General features: G+C 49.0%; 14 protein-coding genes. 4 read left to right on the top strand and 10 right to left on the bottom strand.

Going from position 1 to position 16,128, the window contains the following annotated elements:
• Positions 1-34: 34 nt before the first annotated feature.
• The 10 genes from E5331_RS14910 to E5331_RS14865 all read right to left on the bottom strand — a co-directional run bounded on the left by E5331_RS14910 (position 35) and on the right by E5331_RS14865 (position 12,087).
• The gene (locus E5331_RS14910) at positions 35-559 is read right to left on the bottom strand and encodes a hypothetical protein (protein ID WP_123484210.1); all 525 of its coding nucleotides are present in this window, start codon (positions 557-559) and stop codon (positions 35-37) included.
• Positions 560-790: 231 nt separating this feature from the next.
• A complete protein-coding gene (gene fabF, locus E5331_RS14905; protein ID WP_123484209.1) occupies positions 791-2,056 on the bottom strand; it encodes a beta-ketoacyl-ACP synthase II in 1,266 nt (421 codons plus the stop codon).
• A 30-nt stretch (positions 2,057-2,086) separates the two neighbouring features.
• Entirely contained in the window at positions 2,087-2,323 is a 237-nt protein-coding gene (locus tag E5331_RS14900) for an acyl carrier protein (protein WP_123484208.1), read from the bottom strand.
• A gap of 176 nt (positions 2,324-2,499) precedes the next feature.
• On the bottom strand, positions 2,500-3,522 hold the full coding sequence (locus E5331_RS14895) for a 2-oxoacid:ferredoxin oxidoreductase subunit beta (RefSeq protein WP_123484207.1): 1,023 nt from the start codon (positions 3,520-3,522) through the stop codon (positions 2,500-2,502).
• Between the two features lie 5 nt (positions 3,523-3,527).
• Positions 3,528-5,381, bottom strand: a complete 1,854-nt coding sequence (locus E5331_RS14890; protein ID WP_123484206.1) for a 2-oxoacid:acceptor oxidoreductase subunit alpha — start codon at positions 5,379-5,381, stop codon at positions 3,528-3,530.
• A 209-nt stretch (positions 5,382-5,590) separates the two neighbouring features.
• On the bottom strand, positions 5,591-7,135 hold the full coding sequence (locus E5331_RS14885; protein WP_123484205.1) for a YifB family Mg chelatase-like AAA ATPase: 1,545 nt from the start codon (positions 7,133-7,135) through the stop codon (positions 5,591-5,593).
• Between the two features lie 33 nt (positions 7,136-7,168).
• The gene (locus tag E5331_RS14880) at positions 7,169-8,215 is read right to left on the bottom strand and encodes a hypothetical protein (RefSeq protein ID WP_135985627.1); all 1,047 of its coding nucleotides are present in this window, start codon (positions 8,213-8,215) and stop codon (positions 7,169-7,171) included.
• Positions 8,216-8,297: 82 nt separating this feature from the next.
• Positions 8,298-8,915, bottom strand: coding sequence for a WYL domain-containing protein (locus E5331_RS14875; protein ID WP_123484203.1), 618 nt, complete (start codon positions 8,913-8,915; stop codon positions 8,298-8,300).
• A 229-nt stretch (positions 8,916-9,144) separates the two neighbouring features.
• Positions 9,145-10,233 (bottom strand): mannose-1-phosphate guanylyltransferase, encoded by a 1,089-nt coding sequence (locus tag E5331_RS14870; RefSeq protein WP_123484202.1) that lies wholly within the window; start codon positions 10,231-10,233, stop codon positions 9,145-9,147.
• Positions 10,234-10,296: 63 nt separating this feature from the next.
• Positions 10,297-12,087, bottom strand: a complete 1,791-nt coding sequence (locus E5331_RS14865) for a Na/Pi cotransporter family protein (RefSeq protein ID WP_123484201.1) — start codon at positions 12,085-12,087, stop codon at positions 10,297-10,299.
• Positions 12,088-12,247: 160 nt separating this feature from the next.
• Between E5331_RS14865 and E5331_RS14860 the strand changes: the two genes are divergently transcribed.
• The 4 genes from E5331_RS14860 to E5331_RS14845 are packed head-to-tail and all read left to right on the top strand — an operon-like array spanning position 12,248 to position 16,109.
• Positions 12,248-12,748: a dihydrofolate reductase gene (locus tag E5331_RS14860; protein ID WP_123484200.1), complete on the top strand. Its 501-nt coding sequence runs from the start codon at positions 12,248-12,250 to the stop codon at positions 12,746-12,748.
• A 58-nt stretch (positions 12,749-12,806) separates the two neighbouring features.
• Complete coding sequence (locus tag E5331_RS14855) at positions 12,807-14,087, top strand: glycosyltransferase (RefSeq protein ID WP_123484199.1); 1,281 nt, start codon at positions 12,807-12,809, stop codon at positions 14,085-14,087.
• A 4-nt stretch (positions 14,088-14,091) separates the two neighbouring features.
• Positions 14,092-14,994: a helix-turn-helix transcriptional regulator gene (locus E5331_RS14850; protein WP_123484198.1), complete on the top strand. Its 903-nt coding sequence runs from the start codon at positions 14,092-14,094 to the stop codon at positions 14,992-14,994.
• The gene (locus tag E5331_RS14845; RefSeq protein ID WP_275441243.1) at positions 14,994-16,109 is read left to right on the top strand and encodes a nucleotidyltransferase family protein; all 1,116 of its coding nucleotides are present in this window, start codon (positions 14,994-14,996) and stop codon (positions 16,107-16,109) included. Before E5331_RS14850 ends, E5331_RS14845 begins: the two co-directional genes overlap by 1 nt.
• The last annotated feature ends 19 nt before the right edge of the window (positions 16,110-16,128 follow it).

Genomic DNA, 16,128 nt, shown 5'->3' with positions numbered 1-16,128 from the left:
ATGGGGGCGATTTCATATATTCTCGGTTGTAAAATCAGATTTCAAGACCGAATTTGTCGAGCATTGCCTGAAATTCCTCATCAGGCACCCTCTTATAGGTGACGGTCTTCGACATGTCTAAGGTGAATCCCTTGTCAGCTTCCATGATTAGCTGTCCCAGGATCTCTGTCTTTGACATATCCTCATACTTCTCGTCCATAAGATTATCGACCCAGCACCACACCATCTCATCTTCGTCAAGGCTTATGAGCTGGTATACGTCTGGCTCACTGTTTCGGTCCATATATACAATGAAATTGTATGCAGGTTCATACACATAGCCGTCCGGCTCGATCATGCCTACAGTCTCCCCTTCATATTCCTGTAGATAAAGGCTATAAATTTTCGTGTCAGACTTTATATATAGATAGTGGTCAGGGGAATTGGTCCATACTCCGACAAGATCGGATTCAGTCCTTACGACAGGATCATCGTCGCTGCATGACGAGAAGATAAAAGCTATTGCGGAGATTAATACGCAACAGAATAAAGCGTTGGCTTTCCTTAGATTATATGACATATCGGTATGTACTGTTTAGTGGCCCATGATGAGAAATTGCTAACAACGTCATCATTTGACCATTAATGAAGATGCAAAGTTAATCTCTGTATGTGAGAAAACAAAAAAAATGCTATTCAAATAACAATTTTTCACTATTTCCCCGCAAATTATACGTCATAGATTATACGTCACAGAAAAGAAAAAGGCGTTTCATCGGAAACGCCTTTTTGATATAAAGATAAATTATAATTATTCTTTATACTTCTTAAAAATGATGGCTGCGTTATGACCTCCGAAGCCGAACGTATTTGAAAGAACGGCATTGATTTCGCGTTTTTTCGCTTTGTTGAAAGTGAAATCAAGGTCATAGTCCACTTCAGGATCATTGTCACCCTCTACATGGTTGATAGTCGGGGGCACGATACCATCAGTAATCGCTTTCACGCTGAAAAGAGCCTCGATAGCGCCGGCTGCACCGAGAAGGTGTCCGGTCATTGATTTAGTGGAGCTGAGACTCACTTTGTAAGCGTGGTCACCAAACACTTCTTTGATAGCCTTAGCCTCGCTGATATCGCCTACGGGAGTGGAAGTGCCGTGAAGATTGATATAATCAATATCTTCCGGTTTCATTCCAGCATCCTTGAGTGCATTCTCCATCACAAGTTTTGCACCGAGACCTTCGGGATGAGTGGCAGTGATGTGATAAGCATCCGCACTCATGCCGCCGCCGGCGACTTCTGCATAGATGTGAGCGCCGCGAGCCTTTGCGTGCTCAAGTTCCTCAAGCACGAGAGCAGCAGCACCTTCTCCGATTACGAAGCCATCTCTTGAGCCGGAGAATGGGCGAGACGCACTTGCAGGGTCATCGTTGCGGGTGGAAAGTGCTTTCATTGAGTTGAAACCACCTACCCCGGCAGGGAATACGGCAGCTTCCGCGCCACCTGCCACAATAGCGTCAGCCATTCCGAGACGTATCAGATTGAAAGCATCTACGAGTGCATTGTTTGAAGAGGCACAAGCAGAAACGGTGCCGAAGTTAGGACCGCGGAAGCTGTGCTCTATGGAGATATGTCCGGCAGCGATGTCGGCAATCATTTTAGGAATGAAGAAAGGGTTGTATTTAGGACCCTGCTCCTCACCGTGGAGGGCAAAATATCCGGCCTCCTCTTCGAAAGTGTGGAGACCACCGATGCCGGCAGCAAATATCACACCTACGCGGTTTTTGTCTACATTTTCATTTTCAAGCTTTGCATCATTGATTGCCTCGTCGGCTGCCACAAGGGCATACATTGCGTAGAGGTCGAGGGTGCGGGCTTTCTTGCGGTCAAAATGATCGGCAGGATTAAAGCCTTTTACCTCACATGCAAACTGAGTCTTGAATTTCGACGCATCGAAATGCGTGATAGGCCCCGCTCCGCTTACGCCGTTGACAGCATTTTCCCATGCTGTCTTGGCATCATTGCCAATGGGAGTGAGCGCGCCGAGTCCGGTTACTACAACTCTTTTTAATTCCATATCGGGAAGTTGGTGTGGGGATAGGGTTAATTAGTTAGCGTGCTGCTCGATATATGTGATGGCGTCACCTACAGTTGTGATCTTCTCTGCGTCCTCATCGGGAATTGTGATGCCGAATTCTTTCTCGAACTCCATGATGAGCTCTACTGTGTCAAGTGAATCTGCACCGAGGTCTTTGCTGAACTCTGCTGCGGGTGTAACTTCGTTCTCGTCTACTGTGAGTTTGTCTACGATGATAGCCTTTACTCTTGACTCGATATCTGCCATAATTGCAAAATTAAATTTGTTGTTAATATTTATTTTTCCTTATTTCAGATTGCAAAGTAAGCGAAAATTTTTCAATTGATGAAATTTTTCGCTAAAAATTGCACGTAAATTTGGATTATGTGCAAAAAAAGGCGCATTCAATGCGCCTTTTTTACTATTTATGCTGTTGATATTGTTCAGACGGTCCAAGTCTCGCAGGTCTTGAGCACCATATCTTTCAGTGAGGTGAAGCCTTTCTTGGCTTTCACTTCCTCCACCTGTGCCTCTACGTCGTGTTCGTATGTCGGAGCCTCCACGTCGCGGATTACGCCGAGTGCCAGAGGCAGGTCATGTCCGTCCATGAGGGCAAGCTGGCGGTGTAGGATGTCATCGACTGCATGGGCGTCATGCACGAGCACATCGTCGATCGTGTATCCATCCTCGCCTATCACGACTGCCTTGATGTTGAAGCCGTCGCGCACCAGACCTTTCTCATTATTCTTTCCGAAGAGCATCTTCTCGCCGTGATGGAGAGTGATTGTCCTTTCGGCGCGTACCTCTTTATCTGAAAGCCATGTGTGGATGCCGTGGTTGAAGATTACGCAGTTCTGAAGCACCTCCACCACTGCTGTGCCCTTGTGTCGTGCGGCTGCCACCATGATTTCACGTGTGGTGTCGAGTGATATGTCGAAACCGCGTGCGAAGAATTTGCCACGTGAGCCAAACACCAGCTCAGCCGGGATGAACGGATCTTCCGTTGTACCGTAAGGTGAGGATTTCGATACGAAACCTCTGTCGGAGGTGGGAGAATACTGTCCTTTTGTCAGACCATAGATCTTATTGTTGAAAAGGAGTATATTTATGTCGATGTTCCTGCGCAATGCATGAATGAAATGGTTGCCGCCGATAGCGAGACCATCGCCATCGCCCGAGATCTGCCATACGGTAAGGTCAGGACGTGCTGTCTTCAGACCTGTGGATATAGCTGCCGCACGCCCGTGGATTGTATGCATACCGTAAGTATTCATATAATAAGGTAGGCGTGACGAGCATCCGATACCGGATATCACAGCGGTGTCTTTGGGAGCCACTCCGATTTCAGCCATAGCCTTGTGGAGCACATTCAGGATGGCATGGTCGCCACATCCGGGGCACCAGCGTGCTGTCTGTTCATTTTTGAAATCGCTTGCCGCGAAAGTCTTTGTCATGTTCTCTTCCATAAGGTTTATGCTTCAGCTATATGTTTTTTCACTCCGTCTGCAATCTCTTTTACGAGGAATGGCTGTCCCTCGATTTTGTTTATGCGCAGAATCTCCTTGTTGGGAAGGTGCTGCTGTAGATAGTCGGCAAACATACCGGTGTTGAGCTCAGCTACAATCACGCGTTTGTATTTCTTGAGTTCGGACAATGCGTTCTTGGGCAGCGGGTTGATGTAGCGGAAATGGGTTACAGCTGTCGGAATGCCCTCGGCATTGAGTTCGGTGGCGGCGGTCAGTATATGTCCGTAGGTTCCGCCCCAGCCCACCAATATTGTGTCGGCATCGGGATTGCCTTGAATTTGAAGTTCGGGAATATCGTTTGCTATGCGTGCGATCTTCTCCTTACGCACCTTTACCATGTGCTCATGGTTAGGACCATCTGTGGAAATTACGGAAGTCTTGAAATCCTTCTCCAGACCGCCTACACGGTGCATACCTTTCTCCGTGCCGGGGATAGCCCAGTAGCGGGCTAAAGTCTCCATATCCCTGTCAAATGGTTTCCAGCCATTCTCAAGCTGTTCTTTTGACACGAAGTTGGGTTTGATTTCCGGGAAATCAGACTCTTCCGGTATTCTCCATGCAGAAGAACCGTTGGCGATGAACGCATCGGTGAGAAGAATCACCGGAGTCATGTGCTCGATTGCGATTCTTGCAGCCTCGAAAGCCATAGTGAAGCAATCGGTCGGGCTTGCGGCAGCCACTACACAAAGCGGGCTTTCGCCGTTGCGTCCGTATAGAGCCTGCATGAGGTCGGTCTGTTCAGTCTTTGTTGGCAGACCTGTTGACGGACCACCACGCTGCACGTCGATTACGACAAGCGGCAACTCAGCCATTACTGCAAGACCGATACCCTCGCTCTTGAGTGCGAGACCCGGACCGGAAGTAGTGGTGACGGCAAGATGACCGCCGTATGATGCACCTATTGCAGAGCATACGCCTGCGATCTCATCCTCCATCTGGCATGCTTTCACGCCGAGATCCTTGCGTTTTGCAAGTTCGTGAAGGATGTCGGTAGCGGGAGTGATTGGGTAAGATCCGAGGAACAACGGGCGTCCGCTTTTCTCTGATGCGAGGATAAGACCCCATGCGGTTGCGGTGTTACCGTTGATGTCGGTATATGTGCCGGGCACAGTTGCTTCGGTCTCTATGCGGTATGTCGGCATGGATGCGTGAGTGTTGTGACCATAGTCCCAACCGGCATGTATCACCTTCTCATTAGCCTCATATACTGCGGGCTTCTTAGCAAACTTAGCTTTCAGTTTGGCGAGCACCTTATCAACCGGACGGTCGAGGAGCCAGCATAGCAGACCGAGGGCAAGCATGTTCTTGCACTTCATGATGGCCTTGATGTCCATCCCGGAGTCAGCAAGAGTATGCTTCAGCAGAGTGGTCATGGGCACGAGCATGATTCTGTCTGGATTGATGCCCAATTCTGTGATCGGATCTTCTGTCTGATAGAGAGCCTTCTTAAGATTAGCAGGCGTGAAAGAATCTCCGTCGCAGATTATGATTCCATCCGGTTTCAGATATTTCAGATTAGTTTTCAGGGCAGCGGGGTTCATCGCTACGAGCACGTCGGCACTGTCGCCGGGAGTATGGACGTTTTTGCCAACGCTCACTTGGTATCCGGAAACGCCACTTAGGGAGCCTTGCGGGGCACGGATTTCTGCCGGATAGTCGGGAAAGGTGGAGATTAGATTACCTTCGCCTGCCGAGACGTTTGAGAAGATATTTCCGGCGAGCTGCATGCCGTCGCCGGAATCACCGGCGAAACGGATCACTACCTTCTCTATAGTCTTTACATTTGTTGACTGTAGCATGTGTTTGGTTAGATTTAGGTTTAAAAAACACTGGCAATCTGTCAATAGATTGTCGCGCAAAGTTAGAAACTTTTTTTATTAAGAAAAAATTTAGGGAAATAAAAATTCAATAAATTTTTTCAATCCCTGTTTTATTTGCCTCATATATTAATAATATGTGGATTTTGACTGTTTTTTTGGGGGGCTGATACCGATTCGGCATTTTGATTTCAGAATGCTGAGCCGTAGGAGGCACGGTCGAGAGAGCGGTAGCCGATTGCCTCCGCGATGTGGCGGGCAAGCACATTCTCCGAGTTGTCGAGGTCGGCGATTGTACGCGCCACCCTAAGGATGCGGTCAAAGGCACGTGCACTCATGTTGAGCCGAGTCATGCGCTCCTTCAGTTTGGCGAGTCCCTCCTCATCGGGCCATGCATACTTATGGAGCAGGCGGGAGTTCATCTGTGCATTGCAGTGTATCCCTTTCTCACCTTGAAACCGGAGTTGCTGAATGCTTCTCGCCGCTACTACTCTCTTGCGTATCTCCTCGCTACTCTCTGCCGGAGTCTTGTCTGCCATATCGTCAAACGCCACAGGCTGTATCTCTATCTGAAGATCGATTCTGTCGAGCAACGGACCGGAAATTCGGTTCATGTATCGGCTTACTGCCCCTGGCGCACACGTGCATCGTTTCGTGGGATGACCGTAATACCCGCATGGACATGGATTCATTGAAGCCACGAGCATGAACGATGCCGGATAGTTGACGGTATATTTCGCACGCGACACGGTGATTATACGGTCTTCGATAGGCTGGCGCAGCACTTCAAGAACGTGACGAGGGAATTCCGGGAATTCATCGAGAAACAGGACCCCATTGTGGGCGAGAGATATTTCTCCCGGCATAGGTGATGCCCCACCTCCGACGAGAGCCACCGGGGAGACCGTATGGTGGGGCGTGCGGAACGGACGGCTCGTCATGAGCATTGATCCGCGTGCGAGCTTCCCTGCCACCGAATGTATCTTGGTGGTCTCAAGGGCTTCTGCAAGACTGAGTGGCGGCAGTATCGAAGGTATCCGCTTTGCCATCATTGATTTCCCTGATCCCGGCGAACCAATCATAAGGAGGTTGTGTCCGCCGGCACAAGCCACTTCGAAAGCCCTCTTGACGCTCTCTTGTCCTTTCACCTCTGAGAAGTCAAGGTCAAATGACTGTATTCCTGCCGCGAACAGCTCACGTGTGTTGATTCTTACGGGTTGCATGTCGGAATTGTCGGAAATGAGGGATATCGCTTCCATGAGATTCTTTACCCCATATACCTCAATCTTATTCACGACAGCCGCTTCCGTGACATTCTCAACAGGCACGATAAGTCGCTTGAATCCCAGTTCACGGGCTTTCACCGCCATGGGAAGAGCACCTTTGACCGGGAGCACAGAGCCGTCGAGCGAGAGTTCCCCCATCACCATATAATCGGCGAGATGCTCGGATGGAATCATATTATGCGCAGACAGAACCCCGATTGCCATAGGGAGGTCGAACGCGGCACCCTCCTTTTTTATATCGGCGGGCGCGAGATTGATTGTCGTTCCACGTCGGGGGAATTTTACGCCACTGTGGGTGATGGCGGAGACCATTCTCAGATGACTCTCTTTCACAGCAGTGTCGGGCAGACCGACAATGGAGAAAATCGATCCGGCACCTCCGTCGGTCTCTATAGTGACGGGAAATGCATCAATGCCCTGTATTGAGGCGGAATATACTTTTGTGAGCATCAGGATAAGATTCAGGTGATTGGGGATATTGGCTCATTTATGCTTTTTGGAGGGAGGGTACACTTCCCGAAATGAAGACAGTGCGTCGGCAGGATCCGATCCACGATAGCGTTGGTTGCCGTCGGGGGAGAATACTATGAAGAAAGGGGAACGCGTCACATTAAGAGAAATCAGCCGGCTGTCGGCGAGCCCGGCAGGCATCCATCCTCTTATCACGGCTTTAATCGAGTCGCTACGAAGAGGTGATTTCCATGCTATGGAATCAGCTTCAAGACAGATGTCGGCAATCACTCTTGTCGTGGAGTCGGGATATTCAGCGGCGAGTTTTCTTATTGAATCTACATACTCTTTTCGTTGCCCGAATCCTGAATTCCAGAAGAAAAGTAGGGTGGCGTTCACGGACTCTGTCCGTATTGTGTCTATTCCATGATGCAATGACCTTACCGCCATTGTCTTAAGTTTCCCCGGCGTCTTCACGTAATTATCCGGTTGGTCAGCACGTCCGATCATGTCGGTCCATTTCGGATGGCGGGCGTCATCCTCAAGAGCGAGCCATAGCCTTCTGAAAAGATGTTCATTCTCTTTTCTTGAAAATTCGGTGAGCAACAAGAGTGCTGACAGGGGCGATGATGGATCCTTCATGACGAACTCACCGACAGCCTCATTCCTTTTCGCCATATTGTCAGATGCCAGGATCTCGGCATTCTGTTGCCGCCATGCCGACAGTTCTTTATTTATATCGTTGCCATCCACATCCCATGAATAGGGGTTAGGGCTTTTCCCTGTGATTTTTATGTCATGTCCGCGTTGGGCATATATTGCCATAGGGATTTTTCCGGTTCCGGAGATATACACGATGGATGGTCTTACGGTCCGTCCTTTCACTACGGCTTTACCCCCGACCACGGGAGCTACCGTCTCGATCAACATTCCGCCTCTGCTGTCGGATGCATAGTATGCAATCTTGTAATTGGCGTTTATCTCGGGCGAAAGCTCAAACTCCAATGAAAATGAATTGTTTCTGCATGCGGCAGTGAGCAATAGAATGGATATGAAAAAAATGCGTATAATAGAAATCATACGCAAAAGTAACATATTTATTTAAGTCTCGCAACCGAGAAATAACGGAGAATAAAAAAAATACGGTCCTATTGGGATAAAATCACCCCTCTTTAATTTCAAAATCATCAGGAAGGGAGAAGGATGCCTGAGTAATTGATGCAGACGCAAGCAAGTCGAGAGGCAGTTCGGTCAATACTCCGGTCTCGACGTTCGTGCCGATCACGTACCATCTGTTGTTGACGAATTTTATGCCGTAAGGGGCGAAGAAGATAGAGAATTTGCCATTCTCGTCAGGTCGTCTCAACACGAAGTTCAGCACGTTGTTGTTGTGCATCGCCTCCACCACGTCATATAGTCCGAATTTATCCTCCGGAAGGGCATCAAGGTAAATTCTTTTGCCTAATTTTCGCAGATCATTGTCAAGGTCGGAATAGCCGAGCCGTTGAAGCATCCATATCTTCAGCAGCGTGGAGTTGGAATAGGGATCTCCGCAGATGTAATACCTGTGGTGGTCGCTACGATCACATTCAATTCGTATTCCGAAAAGTTGTTCGATGGCATGCCTATGGTTATGAAACGTGCGGAGGGCCAAGGGGGAATTGTCCTCGTTGAGAGCGGAAGATAGCCAACATTCGGCAATCTCCTCGAATTGTATTTTTTCTGCATGTCGTATCGTGTCTACGAGCCATACATATCTTCGAAATAAGTCGCGTTTCATTTCAAAATTGTAAAAACTGATTGACTTTTGAGCATCATGTGTGAATCTTGATATGTGCCAGATTTTTACACAATCTCAAACATAAGTTTAAATAACTGCTTTCTGAACGCAAATGTAGCTAAAAAAAACAGAACGACAAAGATTCGTTCTGTTTTTTGCGATGTTTAAACATTTTTATTAAAATAATATGTAATATTTAGGGTGTGTAAGCAACCTTATCACATATTCCTTATACAAAGTCATCTCCGAATTTGGATTTTACCTCATTTACGATTAATCGTATTTTCTGTTCGTCAGCTATAGGATATATCAGTAGGGCATTCTCTGTGTCTGCCACAATATAGTCTTTCAACCCGGCGGCTACAATTATCTTGTCGCCGTTGGCGGCAAACATTGTACCGGAGCATCCGTTGGCGAGCACCTTGCAGTTCTGTGTCACGTTGCCATCGGAATTTCTCGGGGATGCCTCATAGAGGGCTTTCCATGTGCCGAGGTCACTCCATCCGAGATCTACAGTCTTTACAAACACGTTGTCGGCTTTCTCCATAATAGCATAGTCGATGGAGATAGATGTGGCATTCGGGAATATGCTGTCGATGAATGCCGGCTCAGCAGGCGTGCCGTAGACTCCCTCTTGATTAGGAGTGAATAGCTGGTAGGTGTCGGGGTCATATTTCTCGAAGGCTTTCAGTATGCTTTCTGCCGACCATAGAAAGATTCCGGAGTTCCAGAAAAATTCCCCGCTTGCCAGAAACATCTCTGCCATCTTCAGGTCGGGCTTCTCCGTGAAAGATTTCACCTTCTTTATGCCGGGATAGGATGCCTCGGGCGCACCTTGCTGTATGTAGCCGTATCCGGTGTTCGGACCGGTAGGCTGTATGCCGAGAGTCAGTAGGCGGTCGCCGTTTTCAACAAACTCAAACCCTTCTCTGATAGCCTTCTCAAACTCCTTCTCCTTCAGCACGAGATGATCTGACGGTAGGGTGACTATAGAGGCGTGTGGATCAAGTGCGCAGATATGTCGTGCCGCCCAGCAGATACATGGTGCGGTGTTGCGTCGGGATGGTTCAAGGAGTATGTTCGACTCTCGGATTGCCGGGAGTTGTTCGCGGATTATGTCGGCATATTGACGGTTGGTGACGAGGATTATGTTCTCCTGTTTCACCACTGACGATATCCTGTCGACAGTGAGTTGCAGCAGGCTTTTGCCTGTGCCGAAGAAATCTAAAAATTGTTTCGGGCGGTCGTTGCGGCTGAAAGGCCAGAATCTGGAGCCGACACCGCCACACATGATTACGCAATAGCGATGAGAATTCATACTGTCCTGTTTTTTTAGTTATAAATGGCGGAGCAGTGGTTCCGCATTCATTTGGTCAATAGGTCAGGCTTCTGTGGCGGGCCGGAACTGATGTTTCACGCCTTCAACCACATTAAGCATGTAGTCGCCGAGTTTTTCAGCCTCATTGATTAGATCCATGAAGAAGATACCCTCCTGATAGCCGTATTCCTTATTATTGATGTTAAATATGTTGGAGTCTCGGAGATTGTTGCGGAGATTGTTGATTTCCCGCTCCTTGTTATAGGCCTTTATGATGAGAGAGTCGTCGGGGGTCTCCATCTCTTTCAATATCTGCATCATGTTGGCGAAGGCATCGTCCACAAGCACAAACATATTGTCGATTTCATTGAACACTCCCGGAGTGAACTTGACATGGTTCTGATGCTGGCGAGCCACCGTCTTTGCCACGTTGAAGCATCCATCGGCGATTGATTCGATCTCGCTCACCACGCGTAGCATGCCGGCTATACGCATTTTGCCTTCGGGGCTGAGACGTCCTTCCGACACATGGTTGAGATAGTTGCCGATCTCAATCTCCATTCTGTCGGAGATCTCCTCATATTTCTCAAGACGGTTGTAGGTCTCTGAGTATGCGGAATCTTTTTCCGGAAGATGCAGGATATCCTTTGCCATTTTAAGCATACGGGATACGCGCTCGCCGTAGACTACGATCTCCTTCTGTGCCTGGGTTATATTTAACTCGGAGGCAGAAAGCATTCCGCGTCCGATATATTTGAGAGAGAATTCCTCCTCCATATCCTTATTCTTGGCGGGCATTATCCAGCATACTATCTTCACGTATAGCTTGGTGAACCATATCATGATCATAAGGTTGCAGGCATTGAATACGGTGGGGAACATCGCGAGTCCGAAGGCTACGGATGCCTGGGCTTTTGAAGTGAGTCCGCCTTTGGGATCAAGCAGGGTGGAGTCTGCCATGGCAGACTCCTGCATGGCATCGATGTCGAGTGGATTTATGCCGTTGCACCATTGGGTGATGTTTGCCACCAGTTCCATAAACGGATGGAAGATACACAGCACGATAATGGATCCTATCACATTGAATAGCACATGCCCCATAGCGGTGCGTTTTGCGGCAAGATTACCGCTGAGTGACGCAAGGATAGGAGTGATGGTCGTACCGATATTGCCGCCAAGGATTATCGCGCATCCGAGAGAGAATGATATCCATCCCTGAGAACACATTATAAGGGTTATAGCGAATGTGGCTGCCGAGCTTTGTGCCACCATTGTGAGTATTATGCCAATGAAGAAGAAGATTAGTACGGAACCATATCCGAGGGTAGTATAGTTTGTCACGAAACTGAGCATTTCGGGATTTGCTTTCAGGTCAGGCACGTATTTGCTGATGAGGTCAAGACCCATGAAGAGGAAGCAGAAGCCAATCAGGAACTCACCGAACGATTTGTAGGTGCTCTTTTTCATGAACAGCATCGGGACACCGACAGCGAGAAGCAGGATGCTATAGTCGGATATGCTGACCTCAAAAGAGAAAGCGGAGATGATCCACGTCGTGACGGTTGTGCCTACATTTGCGCCGAAAATGACCGCCATGGATTGGGCGAGGCTCATTAGGCCTGCGTTGACAAAGCTGACGACCATAACGGTGGATGCGCTCGAACTTTGTATCAGAGCTGTGATTACGATGCCGGTAAGAATGCCGGTGACTCTGTTTTTTGTCATGATCCCCAGGATATTACGCAGACGGTCGCCTGCAACTTTCTGAAGACCCTCGCTCATCACCTTCATACCATAAAGGAAGAGGCAGACGGCGCCTAATAGACTGATGAAGTCAATAATTGTATAGTTCATCGGAGATGGTGTGATAATTTGTTTGTGGCAAATTTAACTAAAATTTTAGAACTTGGCAAGAGGATTTGGCGGTTTGGGTAGAATTGGCTATTTTTGCCGATGAATTTGGACCCTGATTTTTATTAAATGGGGCATTATCAGTGATGGAAACAATATAGATATGGATTTGAATATAATAGTTGCGGCAGGAAGAAACGGAGAGATTGGGCGAGAGGGTGACCTTATCTGGCGTATATCGTCTGACCTGAAGCGTTTTCGCAGTCTTACAATGGGTCATCCCATAATAATGGGACGAAAGACTTGGGATTCGCTCTCCAAGAAGCCGCTCCCCGGCAGAAGAAACATTGTGATGAGCAGAAACGCCGGTCTTGACGCTCCCGGAGCGGAGGTTGTGGATTCTCCCGAGGCAGCATTGCATCTGACGGAAGGGGAAACTCCATTTGTGATGGGTGGCGAACAGATCTACAGGATATTCCTGCCATACGCCACAAGGATATATCTGACGGAGATTGATGCCTCCTGTGACGATGCTGATGCATGGTTGCTGTTCCCTCCCGACTCCGGGCAATGGCGTCCCGAAGAGGTCGGTGAGATTGAGCATACACCGGATGGCATTGCCTACAGATACGTGACTTACGAGAAAATACAGACCAAGTGTTAAACGGAATACGTCGCCGCGACTTACAGATAGTAATAATTCTGAATACAAGACTTCTACGATGAAAATAGTGATAATAAATAAAAGTGATCGCACGGGAGGGGCAGCTATGGTCAGCATGCGTCTTATGCAGGCTATGCGTGATGCCGGTATAGATGCCCGTATGCTGGTGGTCGAGAAACTGACGGATTCTCCCTATGTGGTGAAGGCTGCCGGATCGCTTAAGATAAAATGGAAATTTCTCGTAGAACGACTTAAGATTTTTATTCTTAACGGCTTCCGGCGCGACACACTGTTTAAGATAGATACCGGTGCGAAGGGGCTTCCATTGTGGCGTCATCCGTTGGTGAAGGAGGCGGATGCGGTGTTGCTCAACTGGGTCAATCAGGGGATGCTCTCCCTCTCTGGTATAGAGCGGATGAAGCGTCTGAACAAGCCGTTGATATGGACGATGCATGATATGTGGTGCATGACCAGCCTATGTCATCATGCAGGGGGATGCACGGGCTACCATTCCATTTGCAACTATTGTCCGTTGCTTGGCAGACTGAGTCCCGACAAAATAGAGTCGGCGATGGTATGGGCAGACAAGAACCGGATCTACGACACGTATCCCTACATGAAATTTGTGGCAGTGAGCAACTGGCTTTATAATCGGTCAAAGGAGAGCTCACTGTTGAGATATAATAAGGGCGTATACGTCATACCCAACGTCTTCCCCATTGACCGTATCAAGGAGGTGAACCATCCCCCGCTGAAGGGTAGAAAGATACGTATAGGATTCGGTGCCGCCCGTCTTGACGATCCTATAAAGGGTTTCCCTGTGCTTATAGATATGACTCGGGTGCTGAAAGAGATGTATTCCGAAATAGCGGATGAGTTGGAATTGGTCACGTTCGGAGGCATCAAGGATGCTTCCTTGTTCAGAGAGATAGCGATAAGCCATCGTCATCTCGGCGTTGTGAGTGGGGAGGATGCCATACGCAAGGTGTATGAGGAGGTTGATATAGTCGTGTCGTCGTCAAGCTACGAGACATTGCCTGGCACTCTTGTGGAGGCACAGGCTTACGGGTGCATACCTGTAAGTTTTAACCGGGGGGGGCAGAGCGATATTATTGATCATCTGCAGACCGGCTATATCGCGCCATATTCATCTGATATGCGTCAGGCGGCGATGAACCTTTCTGTTGGCATATTGTGGGCGTGCAGCAAAGTTGTTGACGAGGTGGAGATGGAGCTGATGCGCAAGGTGATGCAATATGAGGTGAGACGCAGATTCTCACCGCAGGTGGTGGTGGATAAGTATATAAGGTTGATAGAGGAATGTAAATCAAATATTTAGTATTATGGCACGCGACCTTATAAGCAGATACGTATGGATAGTCGACACCCTGTCGCGCTACGAGCGGCTCACCCGTGAGGAACTGAATGCGCTATGGGTGAAGTCGCATCTTTCCGACGGCACACCTCTGCCGGAACGCACGTTTCATCATTACCGTCGTGCCATAGAGGAGAATTTCCATCTTGACATCTGCTGCGACAGTCGCGGACGTTACTACATAGACTCCGACACCTCACGTCAGGGACGTGCGTTCACCAACTGGATGCTTGATTCATATACGGTCAGCAGTGCCCTCAAGGATACCCACGTGCCTATAGAGCGTGTGGAGATTGAGGACGTGCCGTCGGCGAGGCAATTTTTGCCACAGGTGCTTGAGGCGATACGCTATTGTCGGAAAGTTGTGTTCACCTATGCAGGATTCAACCGCTCCAGGGCAGAGAGAGGGATTGTGTTTCGCCCTTATCTCGTGAAGAGGTATAAGCAGAGGTGGTACATGATCGGCTTTAAGGAGAAAGGGGAGGCGATACGCACGTATGCCCTTGACCGTATGACCGATATGAGGATAATGCGCGACTATTTCGATATGCCGGCAGATTTTAATCCGGATGATTATTTCGGCAATATAGTGGGCGTCACCACCTCCCTTGCCCCGGTGAAGAACGTGCGTCTCAAGGCCACACCCACTCAGGCTAAATATTTCCGGGCATTGCCGCTCCACGTGTCGCAGCAGGAGGAGGTGCACGATAGCTATTCGATTTTCTCCTATAGGCTGCAACTCAACTATGAGTTGGTGCATGAGATACTCGGACTCGGGGTGGCTGTTAAGGTGCTTGCACCGCAGGAATTGAGGGTGATGGTGGAGACGGAATTGAAGGAGACTTTAAAACAATATCAACAAGATAAATAATGGATAACGGGAATCGAAACCGGAAGTTGCCGGATAGTATATATGGCGAGGTTTCGGCATCATGTGCCGCTCTGCTTCGTCGTCATGCTGTCAGCGTTAGGTCAAACGTGCGCGACGCTCTTGCCGCCATCAACAGATTGTCTGGGGAGTCGATGACGCTGTTTGCAATTGATGATGCCGGCAATCTTGTGGGCACGGTCACTGACGGAGACGTGAGGCGCGCGCTTATAGCCGGCGCCGATATATCTGACTCCGTGGAGAGCGTGATGCATAGGGATTATCTTTATCTCACCCCGGGAGAAGACTGGTGCCTTCGCATTGCGGAGGGGAGACGCCGGCGTCTGACGCTGCTCCCCGTGGTGAGGTGCGGGCATATAATCGACATCGTTGATCTGAGCGCCATAAAGACGCGTCTGCCCATTGATGCAGTGCTTATGGCAGGAGGAAAGGGGGAGAGGTTGCGCCCGCTTACGCAAGACACACCAAAGCCGCTGCTGACCGTAGGTGAGAAGGCGATAATAGACTATAACGTCGATGAGCTGGAACGTTGCGGCGTGGAGCGGATATTCGTGACTGTCAACTATCTGGCGCATAAAATAGAGTCGCATTTCCGTCAGCGCACGGGGCGTGCGAAGGTGACTTGCATCCGTGAGCCAAAGCGTCTCGGCACGATGGGTAGCATGGCTCTGATTGACGGGATACACAGCGACAACGTGTTGCTGATGAACTCCGACCTTCTCACCACCCTTGATTTCGAGGAGATGTATCTGCATCACGTAAGAAGTGGGGCTGACCTCACGATGGCGGCGGTGCCCTACACCGTCTCTGTCCCCTTCGCGATTATGAAGATGGAGGGGAAGCGGGTGAAGGGATTGGAAGAGAAACCCACCTACAACTATTTTGCCAACGGTGGCGTTTATCTTATGAAAAGCAGTCTGCTCAGCCGTATAGTGGCGGGAGAATATCTTGATGCTCCGGATTTTATAACATCATTGATTGCCGACGGCGGAGAGGTGGGGTGCTATCCGATAGAGGGGACGTGGATTGATATAGGCTCGCCCGACGATTATCGCTATGCCAACGATCTGATGAAACGTCGTGTGGGGTTCAAATAAGAACGTAATAAACGGAAAC

The organism is Lepagella muris (assembly GCF_004793975.1).
GTDB lineage: Bacteria > Bacteroidota > Bacteroidia > Bacteroidales > Muribaculaceae > Lepagella > Lepagella muris.
The sequence above is the reverse complement of the archived record's forward strand: the minus strand, read 5'-3'. Positions and strand labels throughout refer to the sequence as shown.